Annotated in this window: 15 protein-coding genes; 6 read left to right on the top strand and 9 right to left on the bottom strand. The window is 64.4% G+C overall.

Going from position 1 to position 18,065, the window contains the following annotated elements:
- Positions 1 to 198 precede the first annotated feature (198 nt).
- Positions 199 to 2,628 carry an EAL domain-containing protein gene (locus P9239_RS13835; protein ID WP_309751733.1) on the top strand — a complete coding sequence of 810 codons (2,430 nt, stop codon included), beginning with the start codon at positions 199 to 201 and terminating at the stop codon, positions 2,626 to 2,628.
- Between the two features lie 26 nt (positions 2,629 to 2,654).
- On the opposite strand, the gene P9239_RS13840 is transcribed toward P9239_RS13835, so the two are convergent.
- From P9239_RS13840 to P9239_RS13860, 5 genes are all read right to left on the bottom strand, one after another.
- Positions 2,655 to 3,113, bottom strand: a complete 459-nt coding sequence (locus P9239_RS13840) for a CopD family protein (protein WP_309751735.1) — start codon at positions 3,111 to 3,113, stop codon at positions 2,655 to 2,657.
- 144 nt (positions 3,114 to 3,257) lie between these two features.
- Complete coding sequence (gene parC, locus P9239_RS13845) at positions 3,258 to 5,579, bottom strand: DNA topoisomerase IV subunit A (RefSeq protein ID WP_309751737.1); 2,322 nt, start codon at positions 5,577 to 5,579, stop codon at positions 3,258 to 3,260.
- Positions 5,580 to 5,612: 33 nt separating this feature from the next.
- Positions 5,613 to 7,592, bottom strand: a complete 1,980-nt coding sequence (locus P9239_RS13850) for a DNA topoisomerase IV subunit B (protein WP_309754045.1) — start codon at positions 7,590 to 7,592, stop codon at positions 5,613 to 5,615.
- 286 nt (positions 7,593 to 7,878) lie between these two features.
- Entirely contained in the window at positions 7,879 to 9,813 is a 1,935-nt protein-coding gene (locus P9239_RS13855; protein ID WP_309754046.1) for an ATP-binding cassette domain-containing protein, read from the bottom strand.
- A 120-nt stretch (positions 9,814 to 9,933) separates the two neighbouring features.
- Positions 9,934 to 10,335 carry a DUF4399 domain-containing protein gene (locus P9239_RS13860; RefSeq protein WP_309751739.1) on the bottom strand — a complete coding sequence of 134 codons (402 nt, stop codon included), beginning with the start codon at positions 10,333 to 10,335 and terminating at the stop codon, positions 9,934 to 9,936.
- A 158-nt stretch (positions 10,336 to 10,493) separates the two neighbouring features.
- Between P9239_RS13860 and P9239_RS13865 the strand changes: the two genes are divergently transcribed.
- The gene (locus P9239_RS13865; protein ID WP_309751741.1) at positions 10,494 to 10,676 is read left to right on the top strand and encodes a rubredoxin; all 183 of its coding nucleotides are present in this window, start codon (positions 10,494 to 10,496) and stop codon (positions 10,674 to 10,676) included.
- 30 nt (positions 10,677 to 10,706) lie between these two features.
- Here the strand turns inward: P9239_RS13865 and P9239_RS13870 are convergent, their stop codons facing one another.
- The 3 genes from P9239_RS13870 to P9239_RS13880 form a co-directional block, all read right to left on the bottom strand.
- A complete protein-coding gene (locus P9239_RS13870; protein WP_309751743.1) occupies positions 10,707 to 11,444 on the bottom strand; it encodes a class I SAM-dependent methyltransferase in 738 nt (245 codons plus the stop codon).
- A gap of 5 nt (positions 11,445 to 11,449) precedes the next feature.
- Positions 11,450 to 12,253, bottom strand: a complete 804-nt coding sequence (locus tag P9239_RS13875; protein WP_309751745.1) for a hypothetical protein — start codon at positions 12,251 to 12,253, stop codon at positions 11,450 to 11,452.
- A gap of 214 nt (positions 12,254 to 12,467) precedes the next feature.
- Positions 12,468 to 13,379 carry a LysR family transcriptional regulator gene (locus P9239_RS13880; protein ID WP_309751747.1) on the bottom strand — a complete coding sequence of 304 codons (912 nt, stop codon included), beginning with the start codon at positions 13,377 to 13,379 and terminating at the stop codon, positions 12,468 to 12,470.
- Positions 13,380 to 13,490: 111 nt separating this feature from the next.
- Between P9239_RS13880 and P9239_RS13885 the strand changes: the two genes are divergently transcribed.
- The 3 genes from P9239_RS13885 to P9239_RS13895 all read left to right on the top strand — a co-directional run bounded on the left by P9239_RS13885 (position 13,491) and on the right by P9239_RS13895 (position 16,265).
- Complete coding sequence (locus tag P9239_RS13885) at positions 13,491 to 14,654, top strand: alpha/beta fold hydrolase (RefSeq protein ID WP_309751749.1); 1,164 nt, start codon at positions 13,491 to 13,493, stop codon at positions 14,652 to 14,654.
- Between the two features lie 116 nt (positions 14,655 to 14,770).
- Positions 14,771 to 15,607, top strand: coding sequence for a helix-turn-helix transcriptional regulator (locus P9239_RS13890; RefSeq protein WP_309751751.1), 837 nt, complete (start codon positions 14,771 to 14,773; stop codon positions 15,605 to 15,607).
- A 109-nt stretch (positions 15,608 to 15,716) separates the two neighbouring features.
- On the top strand, positions 15,717 to 16,265 hold the full coding sequence (locus tag P9239_RS13895) for a carboxymuconolactone decarboxylase family protein (RefSeq protein WP_309754048.1): 549 nt from the start codon (positions 15,717 to 15,719) through the stop codon (positions 16,263 to 16,265).
- Between the two features lie 43 nt (positions 16,266 to 16,308).
- Here P9239_RS13895 and P9239_RS13900 read toward each other — a convergent pair whose 3' ends face one another.
- The gene (locus P9239_RS13900; protein WP_309751754.1) at positions 16,309 to 17,811 is read right to left on the bottom strand and encodes a histidine kinase famiy protein; all 1,503 of its coding nucleotides are present in this window, start codon (positions 17,809 to 17,811) and stop codon (positions 16,309 to 16,311) included.
- On the opposite strand from P9239_RS13900, the gene P9239_RS13905 reads away from it, so the two are divergent.
- Positions 17,810 to 17,983, top strand: a complete 174-nt coding sequence (locus P9239_RS13905) for a hypothetical protein (RefSeq protein WP_309751756.1) — start codon at positions 17,810 to 17,812, stop codon at positions 17,981 to 17,983. The genes P9239_RS13900 and P9239_RS13905 overlap by 2 nt on opposite strands.
- The last annotated feature ends 82 nt before the right edge of the window (positions 17,984 to 18,065 follow it).

An 18,065-nucleotide genomic window follows, 5' to 3' on the forward strand; every position in this document is an offset into this window, starting at 1 on the left:
CGTCGCGCGGCACGGTTTGCATCTCGCTCGCCCGCCAGCTTCGTCACCGCGCAAACGGTTGCCCCAGACGGCCAACGCTCGACTAGCGGTATATTGAACGCCCTTTGGCCGAACCTCTCGACACATGCATCGCCACTTCCACCACGCGCGCTTCTTTAGCTGGCACGCGCTTCGCGGCATCGCCGCGCTGGGCGCTCCATGAAGCGTGCGCGCTCCCACGCGGCGGGCGATTCGCGCCTTAACGCGCCGTCAGCGCGGCGTCGGCGCGCGCTGCTGGCGATTCCGGTGCTGGGCAGCCTGCTGCTCGTGCTGCTGTGGGCGGTGATTTACGCGCGGCTTTCGGTGGAACACGAAGCGACCACCCATGAATCGATGGCCTCTGCCGCGATTCTCTCTTCCGCGCTGGAACAGCACACGATCAAGGCGATTCATCAGGTCGATCAGATCACGCGCTTCGTCAAATACGAGTACGAGAAAGCGCCCGAGCATTTCAATCTGATCGCGACGGTCGAAAAAGGCGTGGTGCAGAGCGACACGCTCGTTCAGGTTTCGCTGATCGACGCAGACGGCATCCTGATCGCCAATACGTCGGACCCGCGTCCGAAGCCGATCGACCTGTCGGACCGCGAGCACTTCAAAGTGCACCTGCGTTCCAACGACGATCTGCTCTATATCAGCCGCCCGGTGCGCGGACGCGTCTCGAACCTGTGGACGTTGCAGATCACGCGACGGCTCAATCATCCGGACGGCTCGTTCGCGGGCGTGGTGGTCGTCTCGGAAGACCCGGCCTACTTCACGAGCGACTTCAATAACGTCGCGTCCATCGGGCGCGAAGGCGTCATCGCCGTGGTGTCGGACAACGGCTCGGTGCTTGCGCGCAGCACGGGCATCGCGCTCGCGGAGAACCCGGCCGGCAACGCGGGGCCGGCGCTCGGCGCACCCAAACCGTCCGTGCCCGCGCGTCCAGCCTTCAGCGCGAGCGGCGTCTATCCGACGTCCGAGCACGCGTCGGGCATCTATGTCGACCCCATCGACCGCGTGAAGCGCATCGTCTCGTACCGCCATATCGACGGTTATCCGCTCGGCGTGCTCGTCGGTCTCTCGGAGCGCGAGGAGTTCACCGACTACGACCACACGCGCAACGTCTATCAGCTGATGGCGGGCTTCATTTCGTTCGCGATGCTCGGCTTCTTCGCGGTCGCAACGGGGCTGATCGGCAAGCTGCTCGGACGCGAGCGCGAGATGACGCATCTGGTCGAATACGACCTGCTCACCGGCTTGCGTAACCGCTATTCGACGCTGCGCGCACTGCGGGCCGACGTCGCGCAGACGGACAACATCGGGCGGCTCGCGCTCCTCTTCATCGATCTCGACAACTTCAAGACGGTGAACGACACGCTCGGCCACAACGCGGGCGATATCGTGCTGCAAATGACTGCGTCGCGGCTCGCGGAAACGGTGGGCCATAGCGGGACGCTCGCGCGCATCGGCGGCGACGAGTTCGTCGTGATCGTCAAGGGCGAGGACGTGGAGAAGCGCGCGGTCACGCTCGCCAACGACATCGTGACCATGTTCGCCACGCCCTTCGACGTGCGCGGCAGCGCGTTCGTGCTGCACGCGAGCATCGGCATTGCGCTGTATTCGGTGTCGAACGAAAGCGAAATCGACTTGCTGAAGAAGGCCGATCTCGCGATGTACAGCGCCAAGGACGCAGGCAAGAACTGCTACCAGTTCTATTCGCCGCAGTTGTCGCACCGCGCGGACCATCTGATGAAGTGGGAGCAGCAGCTACGCATCGCGCTGACCGAGCGGCAGCTCTTTCTCGTGTACCAGCCGAAGATCGATCTGGCGCGCCGCTGCATCACCGGGTTCGAGGCGCTCGTGCGATGGAATCATCCGCAGCATGGGCTCATTCCCGCCAACGAGTTCATTCCGGTGGCGGAATCGACGGGCCTGATCGTCGCGGTCGGCGACTTCGTGATTCATACCGCCTGCGCGCAGCTCGCGCAGTGGCAGCGCGACGGCTACACGGGTCTGTCGCTCGCGGTCAATATCTCGGCCGTGCAGTTCTGGCGCGGCGACTTGCTGGAGACCGTCGCGCGCGCGATCGAATCGTCCGGTATTCCGCCCGCCAAGCTCGAACTCGAAATCACCGAGACCGTGATGGTCGAATATCCGGAACTCGTGCAGGAGAAAATCGTGGCGCTCAAGCGCCTGGGCGTGCGCATCGCGCTCGATGACTTCGGCACCGGCTATTCGTCGCTTTCGTATCTGAACCGCTTTTCGGTGGATACGCTCAAGGTGGACCGCTCGTTCATTCAGGCGATTCCCGAAGACCGCAGCGTCTGCGTGATGGTCTCCGCGATCATCAACCTCGCGCGCTCGCTCGGGCTGACCGTGGTGGTCGAAGGCACGGAGCGCGAGGAACAGATCGCCTGGCTCGCGGCGCTCGGTCCGGTGGAAGCGCAAGGCTTCCTGTTCTCGCGGCCCGTTCCCGCCGATGGCGTGCAGGCTCTTCTGGACCGCTTCGGCGTATGCGGCTGGGCGGTAACACGCGGCGCGCCCGGGGTCGGCGCGCTGGGTCACGAGCCGTCGAACACCGCGCTGAGCGACGAACGCGGCAGTTGATTCGTTGCCGGGCTTGGATGCCGCGCTCAGATGCCGCGCGACAGCACGGCGGTGCCGATCGTCACGATGCCCAGCACGAGATTGACGACGACGAGCCTTCGGACCGTGCCGACCGCCCGCGCGCCATCCGGCCAGTTCTGCGCCTGCACCGCACGGCGGATGCGCGGGAACACGGCAAAGCGAATATGCCCGAAGATCAGCATCATCACGATGCCCAAGCCGGCCATTGCGTGAAGCGGCCAAGCGGCGTGCGCGCCGCCGTATTGCGTGAGCAGGAAGCCGCCCGTCAGCAGAATCACGAGCACGGCGCCCGCGACCCAGTTGAAGAAGCGCGCGAACACGGCTTCCCACAGCGGCAGGCGCAATTGCGGCGCGAGGTCGCCGAGCGCGGGGCGCAGGCAGAAATGCGCGAACACCATTCCGCCTATCCACACGGCCACGCCGAGCAAGTGAAGGAAGAGCGCGGCTTCGATGGCTTTCGTCATGGGTGTCGGGGGCAGAAGGCAAGTGAAATTGGCCGTTCGACTGAAGCGCGGCGCGTCAGTTCCGGAACGTCGGGCGTGAAGCCAAAAAGAAAACGCCTCGCTGTGGGATAGCAGCGAGGCGCTTGTCTACGCTCTGACGCGAAGTCAGCCTTCGAACACCGGCCGCATTTCGCTGACCTTCAGCGAGGTATCCGGCGTGCGGCCTTTCCTTGCCCGCTTGCCGAGATGCGCTTGCAGTTGCGCGCCCGAGAGCTTCTCGTCGCGAATCTTGCCGCCGCGTCCCGCGCCGGTCAGCACGACGCCGCGCGCGTCGATGGCGAGCGCCTGACGCAGCGTTTCGTTGGGATCGAGCGTCATCAGCGTGACGCCGCGTCCGCCGCCCGAGAGCGTCTTCATCTCGTCCATGCCGAAGACGAGCAGGCGGCCCGTATTCGACAGACACGCGACGTAGAGCGCCCCCGGCAACACCGGCATCGGCGCGAGCGGCGCCGCGCCTTCGTCGATGGTCATGAACGACTTGCCCGCCTTGTTGCGGCTCACCATGTCGCCCAGCTTCGCGATGAAGCCGAAGCCGTTGCTCGACGCGAGCAGCAACGGCTGCTCCGCCGACGCCGCGAAGTAATGCAGCAGATGCGTGCCCGATTCCAGTTCGATCAGCGACGTGACCGGCACGCCGTCGCCGCGCCCGCCCGGCAGCGCGGCCACCGCCACCGAGTACACGCGGCCGTTGCTGCCCCACGCGATGAGCGTGTCCGGCGTGCGCGCCTGGAACACGGCGTACAGCGAGTCGCCGGCCTTGAACGTGAAGCCGGCCGGATCGAGCCCGTGGCCCTTCAGCGCGCGCACCCAGCCCTTCTGCGAGACGACGACCGTCACCGGCTCGTCGACGACGCGCACTTCGAACGTCGCGCGCTTTTCCTGCTGAATCAGCGTGCGGCGGTCGTCGCCATACTGCTTCGCGTCCGCTTCGATTTCCTTGATGAGCAGGCGCTTCATCGCGGCGTCGCTGTTCAGCAGTTCTTCGAGCTTTTTCTTCTCGTCGCGCAAGTCGGAGAGTTCCTGCTCGATCTTGATCGCTTCGAGCCGCGCGAGTTGCCGGAGACGAATCTCGAGAATGTCCTCGGCCTGACGGTCGGAAAGCTTGAAGCGCGCGATCAGCGCCTGCTTCGGCTCCTCCGCCTCGCGGATGATGCGAATGACTTCGTCGATATTCAGGAAGACGATCATCCGCCCTTCGAGAATATGGATGCGGTCGTTCACCTTGCCCAGGCGATGCTGCGTGCGGCGCGTGACGGTGACGAACCGGAAGCCGACCCACTCGTGCAGGATTTCGACGATGCCCTTCTGCCTCGGCCGGCCGTCCGCGCCGATCATCACGAGGTTGATCGCGGCGTTCGATTCGAGGCTCGTATGCGCGAGCAGCGTGTTGACGAACTCCGTCTGGTCGATGCGGCTCGACTTCGGCTCGAACACGAGGCGCACGGGCGCGTCCTTGCCGGACTCGTCGCGCACGGTGTCGAGCAGCGCCAGCAGCGTTTGCTTGGTCTGCAACTGATCCGGCGTCAGCGTCTTCTTGCCGAGCTTGATCTTCGGGTTCGTGAGCTCCTCGATCTCTTCGAGCACCTTCTGGCCCGACGTGTTCGGCGGCAATTCGTTGATGACGAGCTGCCACTGGCCGCGCGCGAGGTCTTCGATCTTCCAGCGCGCGCGCACCTTCAGACTGCCGCGCCCGGTTTCGTACGCCGCCGAGATTTCCGCTTGCGACGAGATAATCTGTCCGCCGCCCGGAAAGTCTGGCCCGTTCAGCTTTTCCATCACGCCCGCGTGATCGAGCTTCGGATCGCGAATCATCGCGACGGCGGCTTGCGCGACTTCGCGCAGATTGTGCGACGGCACTTCCGTTGCGAGTCCGACCGCGATGCCCGATGCGCCGTTCAGCAGCAAGAACGGCAGCCGCGCGGGCAAGAGCTTCGGCTCTTCGAACGAGCCGTCGTAGTTCGGCATGAAGTCGACCGTGCCCTGGTCGATTTCATCGAGCAGCAAGCGCGCGATCGGCGTGAGGCGCGCTTCGGTGTACCGCATGGCCGCGGCGCCGTCGCCGTCGCGCGAGCCGAAATTGCCCTGACCGTCGATGAGCGGATAGCGCATCGAAAAGTCCTGCGCGAGACGAACGAGCGCGTCGTACGCGGACTGGTCGCCGTGCGGGTGATACTTGCCGAGCACGTCGCCCACGACGCGCGCCGACTTCACGGGCTTCGCGGTGCTCGCGAGACCCATCTCGTTCATCGCGTAGAGAATTCGGCGCTGCACGGGCTTTTGCCCGTCCGATACGTCGGGCAGCGCGCGGCCCTTGACCACGCTTACCGCGTAGTCGAGATACGCGCGTTCGGCGTAATCGCCGAGCGTCAGGTGTTCTCCGTCGGGCGCCGCTTGCTGTTCGGCGAAAAGATCGTCAGTGATTCCCATCGAATATCCGTTATGCGTTTTCCGAAGCCGGCATCAGATGTCCGCTTCCACTTCGTTGCCCTTCTCTTCGAGCCAGCTTCGGCGCGACGCCGCTTCGCCCTTGCCCATCAGCATGGTCATGCGCGAGACGGTGAGATCGAAGCCGAGATCGCCCAGACGAACCGGCAAGAGACGCCGCGTGTCGGGGTTCATCGTCGTGTCCCAGAGCTGTTCGGCGCTCATTTCGCCGAGACCCTTGAAGCGGCTGATGCTCCATTGCGTTTCGCGCACGCCGTCCTTGCGCAGCTTGTCGAGAATCGCTTCGAGTTCGCCTTCGTCGAGCGCGTAGAGCTTCTGTGCGGGCTTCTTGCCGCGCGCGGGCGCATCGACGCGAAAGAGCGGCGGACGCGCGACGCACACGTGACCGCGTTCGATCAACTGCGGGAAATGCTTGAAGAAGAGCGTGAGCAGCAGCACCTGAATGTGCGCGCCGTCCACGTCCGCGTCCGACAGAATGCAGATCTTGCCGTAGCGCAGATTAGAGAGATCGATCTGATCGTCGGGACCGTGCGGATCGACGCCGATCGCCACCGCGATGTCATGCACTTCGTTGTTCGCGAAGAGCCGGTCGCGTTCGGTTTCCCACGTGTTCAGCACCTTGCCGCGCAACGGCAGAATGGCCTGGAACTCCTTGTCACGGCCCATTTTCGCGGAGCCGCCCGCCGAATCGCCCTCGACGAGAAAGAGCTCGTTGCGCGTGATATCGGTCGATTCGCAGTCTGTGAGCTTGCCCGGCAGCACGGCCACGCCCGAGCTCTTGCGCTTTTCGACCTTCTGCCCGGCGCGCGTGCGCGCCTGCGCCTGGCGAATCACGAGTTCGGCGAGCTTCCTGCCGTATTCGACGTGCTGATTGAGCCACAACTCCAGCGCCGGCCGCGAGAACGACGACACGAGCTTCACGGCGTCGCGGCTATTGAGACGCTCCTTGATTTGCCCCTGGAATTGCGGGTCAAGCACCTTCGCGGACAACACGAACGACACGCGCGCGAACACGTCTTCCGCCAGCAGCTTCACGCCCTTCGGCTGCAGGTTGTGAATCTCCACGAAGTTCTTGACCGCCTGAAAGAGCCCGTCGCGCAAGCCGGATTCATGCGTGCCGCCAGCGGGCGTCGGAATCAGGTTCACGTACGATTCGCGCAGCAGCGGCCCTTCCTCACTCCACGCGACGACCCACGACGCGCCCTCGCCTTCCGCGAAGGTGTCCTCCGTCGTGCGCGCGTTGTCCGCGAAACGCTCGCCTTCGAAAAGCGGAATCAGCAGTTCGCTGCCGCCCATGCCTTCCAGCAGATAACCGCGCAGACCGTCTTCGTACTTCCACGTCTGACGCTCGCCCGTCTTTTCGATGACAAGCACCACTTCGACGCCCGGCAGCAGCACGGCCTTCGAGCGCAGCAGGCGCTGCAGTTCGCCAAGCGGCAGATTGGGGGAATCGAAATACTTCGCGTTCGGCCAGGCGCGTACGCGCGTGCCGCTCTTCTTCTCGCCGCGTTCCGGCGAGCGAGTCGTGAGCGGCTCGATGACGTCGCCATTGGCAAACGCCAGATGCGCGACCTTGTTGTCGCGCCAGACGGTGACTTCGAGGCGCGTGGCGAGCGCGTTCGTCACCGAGACTCCGACGCCGTGCAGGCCGCCCGAGAACGTGTACGCGCCGCCCGCGGCCTTGTCGAACTTGCCGCCCGCGTGCAGCCGCGTGAACACGATCTCGACGACCGGCACGCCTTCCTCGGGATGCAGGCCGAACGGAATGCCGCGGCCGTCGTCTTCAACCGAGACGGAGTTGTCCGCGTGCACCGTCACGGTGATCTGCTTGCCGTAGCCGCCGAGGGCTTCGTCCGACGCGTTGTCGATGACTTCCTGCACGATATGCAGCGGATTCTCGGTGCGCGTGTACATGCCGGGCCGCTGCTTGACCGGCTCGAGGCCTTTCAGCACCTTGATCGATGCTTCGCTGTAGCCGGCCGCCTTCGCGCTCACGGCGCGCGGCTTCGCGCGTTCGGCGCGCTGTTCGTTGGCTGCTTCGGCCGCACTGGATTTTTTCGTGGACATAGTTGAACGTTGGTCCGGCTCGCGACCACGCGCGGGAATGGTCACCGCACGACGCCGCGATGCCGGCAAATGCTTTATCGAATGCCTTGTCGAATGCTCAAGATTGCCTCACCGGATCAGCCTGACGGAGACTTTGCCCGTCCGCCGATCCGGCCGCGCTAGGAGAATAGCGGTTTTCGCCCGCCGCGCCCACCTCGACGGCGCCAAACGAAGGCTACCCGCGCTTCGCTTCGAGCTCTTCCCAGCGTTCCAGCGCGACGAGCAATTCCTCTTCGATGGCCGCGTGACGCTCGGACAGGCGTGCGCCTTCTTTTGCGTCGGTGGCGAAGATTGAGCCGTCTTCGAGCTGCGCGCCGATGCGCTTCTGCTCCTCTTCCAGCTCCGCGATGCGCGCGGGCAGCGCCTCCAGTTCGCGCTGCTCCTTGAACGAGAGCTTGACGGTGCGCTGCGCGTTGCGGCCCGCCGTGCTTTCCTTGGGCGCTTCTTCGCGCGGCGCTTCCTTCGCGCTCTGGCGCGCCGCTTCCTCCGCGATGCGGTCCGAACGTTCGCGCTGAACCTGCCAGTCCGAGAAGCCGCCGACATACTCGCGCCACTTGCCGCCGCCTTCCGCCGCGAAGACAGAGGTCACGACGTTGTCGAGAAACGCGCGGTCGTGGCTCACGAGCAGCACGGTGCCGTCGTAGTCCGCGAGCAGTTCTTCGAGCAGTTCCAGCGTGGGAATGTCGAGGTCGTTGGTCGGCTCGTCGAGCACCAGCACGTTCGCCGGACGCGCGAAGAGGCGCGCCAGCAGCAGGCGATTGCGCTCACCGCCCGAGAGCGACCGCACGGGCGAGCGCGCGCGCTCCGGCGCGAACAGGAAGTCGCCGAGATAGCTCATCACGTGCTTCTTCACGCCGTTCACTTCGACCCATTCGCTGCCGGGACTGATGGTGTCCGCGAGCGATTTGTCGAGGTCGAGCTGCGCGCGCATCTGATCGAAATACGCGGTCTGGATGTTGGTGCCGGTGCGCACACGGCCTTCGTCGGGCTGCAGTTCGCCGAGAATCAGCTTGAGCAGCGTGGTCTTGCCCGCGCCGTTCGGCCCGACGAGACCGATCTTGTCGCCGCGCATGACGGTGGCCGTGAAGCTGTCCACGATGGTGCGCGCGCCGTAACGCTTCGTCACGTCCGTCAGTTCCGCGACGATCTTGCCGGACTTTTCGCCCTGCCCGACATCGAGCCTCACGTTGCCCTGCACGTTGCGGCGCTCGGCGCGCTCCTTGCGCATTTCGACGAGCCGCGCAATGCGCCCGACGCTGCGCGTTCGCCGCGCCTCGACGCCCTTGCGAATCCACACTTCTTCCTGCGCGAGCAGCTTGTCGAACTTGGCCTGTTCCACTTGCTCGATTTCGAGCTGCTGCGCCTTTCGGATCTGATACGCGCTGAAGTTGCCCGGATACGACAGCAAGCGCCCGCGATCCAGTTCCACGATGCGCGTGGCCACGCGATCCAGAAACGCGCGGTCGTGGGTGATGAAAAGCAGTCCCGTGCGCAGCGTGACGAGCAGTTCTTCGAGCCAGCGAATGCCTTCGAAGTCGAGGTGATTGGTCGGCTCGTCGAGCAGCAGCACGTCCGGCTGCACCACGAGCGCCCGCGCCAGCGCGACGCGCTTTCGCATGCCGCCGGAAAGCGAGCCCGCGCGGGCGTCGCCGTCGAGCCCTATCTGCGCGAGCGTCGTCGCGACGCGCGTGCGCCAATTCCAGGCATCGCGCATATCCAGCGCCGATTGCAGCGTGTTCATGCGCGCGAGCAACGCGTCGTGCTCCGCGCCTTCGGGCGTGTCCGCGAGCCGGTGCGCGACGCTATCGTATTCGTCGAGCAGCGTGCGCGCTTCGACGAGGCCGGAGGCGACGACATCGAACACGGAGGCGTCCAGATCGAATTCCGGCTCCTGCGGCACATAGACGGTCGTGAGTTCGCTCTGACGCGTCACGAGGCCGTCGTCAGGCGCGGCGAGTCCCGCGACGATCTTGAGCAGCGACGACTTGCCCGCGCCGTTGCGCCCGATCAGCCCGACGCGTTCGCCCGCTTCGAGCGAGAAGTCGGCGTGATCCAGCAACGCGACGTGGCCGAACGCGAGTTGTGCGTCCGAAATGGAATAAAGCGACATGGGGATGAATGCGAACGAAGGCGATACCGAGGAAGCGGTCATTGTACCGATGTTCCCTCGCGCCGAAGGTCGCATCGGCCGAACGGACGAGGCGCGCGCGGCTGGCGGCGCCCCTTTCGCCTACTTGACGTGAACCTTGATCGTCTGCGCCATCTCCGGCCCGTACGAGCGATGCGCGCCGTCGCCCAACTGCATCGTCAGCGTGTGGTCGCCGGGCGGCAGTTTCACATCGGCTTCGGTCTGCGCCTTGCCGTAATGCAGCGAGGTGTCGCTCGCCGGGATCACGGTCCCCTTCGGCAACGGGCCGCTGTCGATCAGCAGATGGTGATGCCCCGTGCCTTCGGTCATCGTGCCGGCGGGCGCGAGCGTCATGCCCTCCATGCCGAATTTCACGTGAACCGGACTCGTGACGGTGGCCCCGTCCTTCGGTTCGACGAAGTACACGCGCGACTGCGCGTGCGCGGGGCCTGCGATGGCCGCCGCGAGCGTGATCGCGCCGGCTAGAACGGTCTTGGTCAGCATGGTCTTCTCCTTTTTGGTGGAGCGAGCGTCGCTCTGGAAAGCAACGGCGACTCAGCATACACCGGCCTTACGGCCAATCGCATCGGACGCGCCTTTTTGCGACGGCGCTTCGGGTAAGATGCCGGCTCGCAATTTCCATCTCAACCCTAGAGTCTGTCGTGAGCGAAGTCATCGAATATAAAAGCTGGGTGTGCCTGATTTGCGGCTGGGTCTATCACGAGCAGGACGGCCTGCCTGCCGAAGGCATCGCGCCGGGCACCCGTTTCGCCGATATTCCCGCTAACTGGCGCTGCCCGGAATGCGACGTCGGCAAGGAAGATTTCGTCGTCGTCGAGTTCTGAAGCAATACGGCGCGGCATTCTCGGCGTCTTTTAGCGCGCCACCGCGATCAACTCGCGGCTCGTCTCGTTCACTGGCGCGCGATTCCAGTCCCCATACCAGTCGATCTGCGCGAAGCCCGCGCGGTTCAGCAGCAGCGTCAGCTCGTCGCGGCTTCGGAAGCGCAGTTCGCTTTCAGCGCGCAGCGTTTCGGCCTCGCCGTCGAAGCGCGCGTGAGTCGTGAACGCGACGCGCCCGGTCGCGAGCGGATCGGGGCTCGCGTGCCGCTCTTGCCACACATCGACGGCCCGTCCATCGGCGCTTTGCACGCGTCGCAATGAGCGTTCGGGCGTCCAGTTCTCCCAAGCCCGCGCCGCGGGATTGCGGCTCTCGAACGCGATGCGCCCGCCGGGACGCAGCGCGCGGCGCGCGGCGCCGAGCGCAGCTAACAGCGATGCATCGTCGAGAAACACTTGCGCGACGTGACCGGTCATCACGAGCAAGTCCGCCGCGCCGACGAACGGCAGCGCGGACGAATCGCCTTCGATCCATGTGACGCGATCGCCGAACGGACGCCCGCGCGCGACCTTCAGCATCTGCGGCGACGGATCGACGCCCGTCACGCGATAGCCGCGTTCAGCGAGCTCGCAGGCGAGCAGCCCGGTGCCGCATCCGAGGTCGATCACATGCACCGCCGACTCGGCGAGCGCCACGTAGAACGCCGTGTCGGGACCGGCTGGATTGAGCGTGTCGTAGAGCGCGACGAGGCGCGGGTCGGCGTAAAGACTCATTAGCATTAGCGGCTTTGATAGGCGAGCGCCTCGCGCATCGGCTGGCTATGAACCATGATCGGTCCGGTGAACGGCGTATCGAGATCGAGAATAACGAGCACGGCGGAAGCAATGGATAGCGCGCCGAGCATGATCGTCACGAGTGAAAGCGCGTTGCGCGGCGCGATCAGCCCGAAGCACAGAAAGATGATGAGCAGCCAGCCGACGAGAATGCGGTCGAACGGATAGGAAATGGTGCCGTGCGCTTCCTCGATCAGCTTCCAGCGCAGTGCAATGAGCTGGTTGAAGCGCGTGGCTGCGTCGTCGGCCAGCTTGCGGTGATAGGCGTCGGCCGGCTGAAGCAGCCGCACCTGACGCTGCCCGCGCGTGAGCAGTTCGCCGAGCGCGCGGCTCTCCAGCTTGCCGCTCGCGTGCGGCGACGGTTCCACTTGCGGATAGTAGCCGCCCGGCGGATGCGGTTCCGCGGGCCACGTGCTCGCGATAGCTGCCGCCGTATAGCTGCGCAAAACGGCGCGCGTGGCATCGAGGTCCGCGCCGTAGTCGCGCATGGCGTCGTCGAGTTCGATGAGCGCGGCGGCGTAGGCACGCACGTCGTTATCGGTGGTATCGAACACGGTTTTCGCCGACGCCGTGAGCAAGCCCAGCACGAGCGCCGCGAACGTCACGAGCATACCGACGACGAGTTGCACGAGCTGCACCGTCTCCTGCGCCTTGTGCTCCTCCGGCAAGAGCGGGCGGATAATCGCGCCGATGCCGGTGCTGGCGAGCAGCAGGAGGAACACGAGCACCGCGGATTCGATTTCCGTCATGAGCGCATGGGCCGCGAGCGAGATTGGGTGCTCGCATTATCGGGCGGAAACGGCTTGCGGTCCAATGCCGGCGTGTCGGATCGATCAGACACACGATGGCGTGAAGCGACGCTTGCGGCCGGCGCTGCTTTCAAGGACGCCGGTTCAAAACACCACGCCTTCGCGCGCTGCTCGACTTCTTCGCGGCATGCTTCGCCGAGCGGACGGCGCTCGCTCACATACCGTCGTCCCAGGGCGGTTCATCGCCAAATGCATCTGCGAGGTAATCCACGAATCGCCGCACCTTCAACGGAATGCGCCGCGCGCCGGGATACACCGCCTGTATCAACAGTTCGTTGGCACGGTAAGCCGGCAGCAGCGCCACGAGTTCGCCACGCCGCACGTGCCCGCCGAACACGAAGCTCGGACCGTAGGCGATGCCCGCGCCGGCTAGCGCGGCGGACAGCAACATCTGCATGTTGTTCGCGCAGATCCGCGAAGGTCCGTCGATCACATACGCTCGATCGTTCGCGTCGAACAAGGTCCAGTCTCCCGCCGATACGGCCTCGCTGAAAACAAGCCTCGGCGCTTCTCGCAGATCCTCTGGCCGATGCGGCGTGCCGTGCCGCGCGAGATAGGCGGGCGATGCGCACACGACCATACGGCATGGCGCGATCCGGCGCGTGACGAGTGCGGGATCATCGAGACGACCGATGCGTATCGCCACATCGATGCCCGCGTCGAAGAGGTCGACGTACCGGTCACCGAGATCCACTTCGACATTCACTTGCGGATGATCTCCCGCATAGCGTGCGATGACTTCGCCCATATGCAGTGCGCCGAAGGTGACGGGCGCGGCGACCCGCAGCACGCCACGCGCCGTCGCTTGCGAATCGCTGACCTCGCGGTTCGCTTCATCGAATGCGTCGAGAATCTGCTTGCTGCGCTCGTAGTAGGCGTGGCCTGCATCGGTCAAGCTCAGGCGTCGGGTCGTGCGTTGCAGCAGCCGCGCATTCAGCCGCGTCTCGATTTCGCTGACATGCTTGCCGGCCATCGCGGGCGACAGTCCGAAGCGACGCGCGGACGCAGCAAGGCTCCCCTCCTCCACCGCGGCGACGAAGACAGCAAGACTCGTCAGTCGGTCCATGGCACTCCCCGATTCGATCGCGGCATTATCGACTGTCGCCACCGAACGGGCAATTATCGAATGTGCGCTGCATGCCTACGATTCACGTATTCAACGAACGGGAGCGAATGCATGAAGATCGAAACGAACGGCACGCGGATTCATGTGACCGAGCGCGGCAAAGGCGACATGGCGCTCGTGTTCCTGCACTACTACGGCGGTTCGTCGCGGACATGGGACCGGATAGCGGACGCGCTGTGCGACCGGTATCGGATAGTCGCCACCGACCATCGCGGCTGGGGCGAGTCGGACGCGCCCGCCGACGGCTACCGTATCGCCGATCTGGCAGACGATGCACAGGGCGTGATCGAGTCGCTCGGTTTGCGGCGCTACGTGCTCGTCGGGCACTCCATGGGCGGCAAAGTCGCGCAATTCATCGCATCGCGCCGGCCGAGCGGGCTGCAAGGTCTCGTGCTCGTGGCGCCCTCGCCTCCGTCGCCGACGCTTCTCCCGGAGCCGCAGCACACGACGTTATCGAACGCTTATCGGTCGCGAGAATCGGTGGAGTTCGTGATGGATCACGTGCTCACCGCCAAACCGCTCGACGCCGCGTGCCGCGAGCAGGTCATCGCGGACAGCATGAAGGGCGCGCCTCAGGCGAAGGCGGCGTGGCCCGAGATCGCGATGCGCGAAGACATCACGGCTGCGGTGCAGGCCATCGACGTGCCGACCATCGTGATCTGCGGAGAACTGGACCAGGTCGACCGCATCGATACCTTGCAGGCGGAACTGCTCACGTACGTGCCGCACGCGGCGATGACCATCCTGCCTGGCGTCGGACATCTGTCGCCGCTCGAGGCGCCGGCCGAGGTCGCGCGAATCATCGGCCGCTTTATCGGCGCATTGGAAGACGGCCTCACGGGTTGCACGACGCCCGACGAAGTGCCGCGTGCATTCGATGCGGCGATGAACGCGGGCGATCTGGACGGTGTGCTCCGCGCATTCAGCAACGATGCGACGATGCGCTTGACCAACGGCGTGCTCATCGAACAGCGCCCTGCGGAACTACGCGAGGCGATGGCGCAATTACTCGCGATGAAACCGCGCATCCGCAACACGGTGCGCCGCGTGCTGTCGAGCGGAGACCTTGCACTAGTCTTGACGGACTGGACGCTGAGTGTGGCGTCGCCCGACGGAGAGCCGCATGTCGAGTCCGGTACCGCGACTCAGGTCGTGCAGAAAGGCCGGGACGGCGCCTGGCGGTTGAAAATCTCGAATCCGCTGGGGCTTGAGTAGGAAGAAGTGGTCAGCACCGCGATTACATCGGATGTCATTGCGCGTAGCGGCCGAAATTCGATAGGCTCGGACGCATGGACCGCAGTCACGGCTCGCCCCGACACATGAGGAAGACCATGAGCATATCGCCGCTTCACCAACGGGCCTCCACCGAATTAGGCGGGCTGCTCCGTCACTGGCGGGAAGTGCGCGGGGTCAGCCAGCTCGAACTCTCGCTAATTGCGGGCATTTCGCAGCGCCAGATCAGCTTTATCGAGAGCGGGCGCAGCGTGCCAGGACGGCAAACGCTGCTGACTATCGCGCAGTCGCTGGATGTTCCGCTGCGTGAGCGCAACGCGCTCTTGCTGTCCGCCGGTTACGCGCCGATGTATTCCGACGCAAAATGGAACGACAATGAAATGTCCGTGGTGATGAGTGCCGCCAAGCGCATGCTTCAGCAGCACGAGCCATTCCCCGCTATCGTCATGGACCGATATTGGAATGTACTCCTGACGAATCGCGCTGCGCCGGATTTCTTCAACTGTTTCATCGATATGGCGGCACGCACGGGACCGCGCAATATGCTGCATCTTATGTTCGAGCCCGAAGGCATGCGCCCGCATATCGCCGACTGGGAGACCGTGGCGCTCAATCTGATTCAGCGCGTGCATCGTGAAGCGGTCGGGCGCGTCATCGATATCGATACGCAGCGACTGCTCGATGCGCTCTTCGCTTATCCCGGCGTGCGCCCGGAATGGCGCTCACACGCCATGGCGTCGTCCTCGTCCACGCTGCCGGTAGTCCCCATGGGCTTCGTCAGGCATGGCACGGTGCTGAACTACTTCTCGATGATCACCACTGTCGAAACGCCGTCGACGATTGCCGCGCAGGAAGTGCGGATCGAGTGCATGTTTCCCGCCGACGAGGAAACCGAAGCGCGGCATGTCGAGTTGCTGAAAGCAGCGCGCCAATGAGTGTGGACTCTGATGACATGCCATGTAATTGGCGAGCCGCATGAGCATCGCTAAGCTGACTCTGTCGCTCGAATCTCTTGCGCGACTCGTCAACTTTCAGGGACTTCACATGACTCGCTATCCCATTCATACGCTCGACTCCGCGCCCGCAGAATCGAAGCCCGCGCTTAGTGCGCTAGCCGAGGCGTTCGGCATGGTGCCCAATATCGCGGGCGCCATGGCCGGTTCGCCGAAGCTGATCAACGGGCTCGCCGGTGTGTTCCAGCAAGTTCACGGCGGCAGCTTCACGGAAGCGCACATCCAGACCTTGCTGCTCACGAATGCCGTGACGAACGGATCGGCGTGGCCGGTAGCGTTCCACTCGTTCCTCGCGTTGAAGGCAGGGCTGGCCGACGCCGACGTGCACGCTATTCGCGAACGCCGCCTGCCGGAGGACGCTCAACTTGCAGCGCTTTCTCGTCTGGCACGCGCATTGATCGAACGGCGTGGCCGCGTGGACGAACACGATATCGCGTCGTTCACCGCGGCGGGCTTCGATCAGGCACTCGTGCTCGAAGTCATTCTGGTCGTGGCTGCGTCGACGATGACCAATAACACCGCGAGCGTCACTCAGCCGCCGCTCGAAGCTGTGTTTCAGCCGCACGCATGGACGGCCTGAGCGATTTGGCCAAGCCACGGCGACGCGATCACGAAGCGCCCCTTCAACTGTCCGTGCCGGGGTTATGCAGCGCCTGCGATATCGCCGCCCGCAGTTCGATCGCCTGATACGGTTTGTGCAGTACCGGAAACTCGGTGCCGTCGATATCGTTTCTGGCAATGGACGTGTCGGCGTATCCGGTCGTCAGCAGGACGCGAAGCTGCGGCTTTCGCCGCTTCGCTTCCTGAGCGAGCATCACACCGTTCATGCCGCCCGGCATGATCAGGTCCGTGAAGAGCAGTTCGATCTCAGGATGGCGGCCGAGCAGTTCGAGCGCGTCATGCGCGCCGTGTGCGACGCGCGTCTTGTATCCGCCCTGATGCAGAATCATCGCCGCCACTTCCGCTACGTCGGGCCGGTCATCGACGACCAGGATCGTCTCGTTGTGCGCCGACTCGGCGGGACGTCTTTGTCGTTGGTCCGTGGAAGGTTCGGCCGCGACTGCCGGAAAGTACAGCCGGACGGTCGTGCCGTGGCCCGGCTCCGAGTAAATGTCCACAGCGCCGCCCGATTGCCTGGCGAAACCATAGACCATCGACAGCCCAAGGCCGGTTCCCTTGCCCTCTTCCTTCGTGGTGAAGAAAGGGTCCATCACGTGCGCGAGAATATGCGCGGGAATGCCGGCGCCATTGTCGCTCACGGAAACCCAAACGTACTCGCCGGGCGTGAGTTGCGCGAAACCGATGGGCCGGCGGTCCGTGAGCGACAGATTGCCGGTACGCACCGTGACTTGAGGATTGCCCTTGCCGTGCAGCGCGTCGCGCGCGTTCAAAAGAAGGTTGAGCACGGCCACTTCGAGTTGCGAAGCGTCGAGCTGGCAGTTGCGCAGCGCCGGGTCGGGGACGAAATGCAACGCGCCGCTGTCGCCGAAAGTGTTTTCCGCCAGTTCTCTGATATCGGCGAGCCGCGCGTTGAGATTGATGATCCGGCCGCGCAACTCCTGCTTCCTCGCGAACGCGAGCAGTTGCTGCGTAAGAGTCGACGCCCGCGTGATCGCATCGCGCATCCGCTCCACAGGCATGACGAACCGGCTCAGATCGAATCTCTCTTCGATGCCCAGCTTCATCACATCGACATAGCCGCTCATCACTTGCAGCAGGTTGTTGAAGTCGTGCGCGATGCCGCCGGTCAACTGGCCCAGCGCTTCCATCTTCTGCGATTGCCGCAGCGCCTCTTCGGCATCGCGACGGCGGCTGATATCCAGTTGAGATGCGAAGAAGTACACGATCTCGCCGGCTTCATTCCTGACCGGCGAAATGAAGAGCGCATTCCAGAACGTCGACCCGTCCTTGCGATAGTTCAGCACCTCGATATTGATTTCGCGGCCCTGCGCGACGGCGTCGCGGATCTCGGACACGGTTGCACGACTGGTCTCCGGCCCTTGAAGAAGCCGACAGTTGTTGCCGATCAGTTCCTCGACGGTAAATCCCGTCAGGTTGAGGAACGCGGCGTTGACGAACACGATCGGGTTGTCGGGCTGGTTCGGATCGGTGACGAGCATGGGCATGCGTGTCGTCGAAACAGCCGCGAAAAAGATGTCGTTCGAATGGTCGCTGAAAGAAGGCCTGACGTTGCTTACGGTGGGGCGCTCGATGTTCAATTTTTGTCCTCGTTGGAGCCGCAGCCGCCGTCTGACGGCACTCGAGGACCGCCGGAACGCGGTTATTTTTCGAACGTGATTCTAGCCTGCGGCGCCTGACGATGTCGTAAGCCGTCGGCGTCGATGCGTGCTCGTGCACCGTATGCACCATGTCCCGCGCG

The sequence above is a fragment of the Caballeronia sp. LZ062 genome (genome assembly GCF_031450785.1).
Taxonomy (GTDB): Bacteria; Pseudomonadota; Gammaproteobacteria; order Burkholderiales; family Burkholderiaceae; genus Caballeronia.

What these genes read in the sequence shown, in the direction of transcription:
- P9239_RS13835 (WP_309751733.1), top strand. Translation starts at nt 199, where the DNA reads ATGAAGCGTGCGCGCTCCCACGCGGCGGGCGATTCGCGCCTTAACGCG.
- P9239_RS13875 (WP_309751745.1), bottom strand. Translation starts at nt 12,253, where the DNA reads ATGACGGAAATCGAATCCGCGGTGCTCGTGTTCCTCCTGCTGCTCGCC.
- P9239_RS13855 (WP_309754046.1), bottom strand. Translation starts at nt 9,813, where the DNA reads ATGTCGCTTTATTCCATTTCGGACGCACAACTCGCGTTCGGCCACGTC.
- P9239_RS13890 (WP_309751751.1), top strand. Translation starts at nt 14,771, where the DNA reads ATGAGCATATCGCCGCTTCACCAACGGGCCTCCACCGAATTAGGCGGG.
- P9239_RS13870 (WP_309751743.1), bottom strand. Translation starts at nt 11,444, where the DNA reads ATGAGTCTTTACGCCGACCCGCGCCTCGTCGCGCTCTACGACACGCTC.
- parC (WP_309751737.1), bottom strand. Translation starts at nt 5,579, where the DNA reads ATGGGAATCACTGACGATCTTTTCGCCGAACAGCAAGCGGCGCCCGAC.
- P9239_RS13860 (WP_309751739.1), bottom strand. Translation starts at nt 10,335, where the DNA reads ATGCTGACCAAGACCGTTCTAGCCGGCGCGATCACGCTCGCGGCGGCC.
- P9239_RS13885 (WP_309751749.1), top strand. Translation starts at nt 13,491, where the DNA reads ATGAAGATCGAAACGAACGGCACGCGGATTCATGTGACCGAGCGCGGC.
- P9239_RS13880 (WP_309751747.1), bottom strand. Translation starts at nt 13,379, where the DNA reads ATGGACCGACTGACGAGTCTTGCTGTCTTCGTCGCCGCGGTGGAGGAG.
- P9239_RS13905 (WP_309751756.1), top strand. Translation starts at nt 17,810, where the DNA reads ATGCGTGTCGTCGAAACAGCCGCGAAAAAGATGTCGTTCGAATGGTCG.
- P9239_RS13895 (WP_309754048.1), top strand. Translation starts at nt 15,717, where the DNA reads ATGACTCGCTATCCCATTCATACGCTCGACTCCGCGCCCGCAGAATCG.
- P9239_RS13900 (WP_309751754.1), bottom strand. Translation starts at nt 17,811, where the DNA reads ATGCCCATGCTCGTCACCGATCCGAACCAGCCCGACAACCCGATCGTG.
- P9239_RS13840 (WP_309751735.1), bottom strand. Translation starts at nt 3,113, where the DNA reads ATGACGAAAGCCATCGAAGCCGCGCTCTTCCTTCACTTGCTCGGCGTG.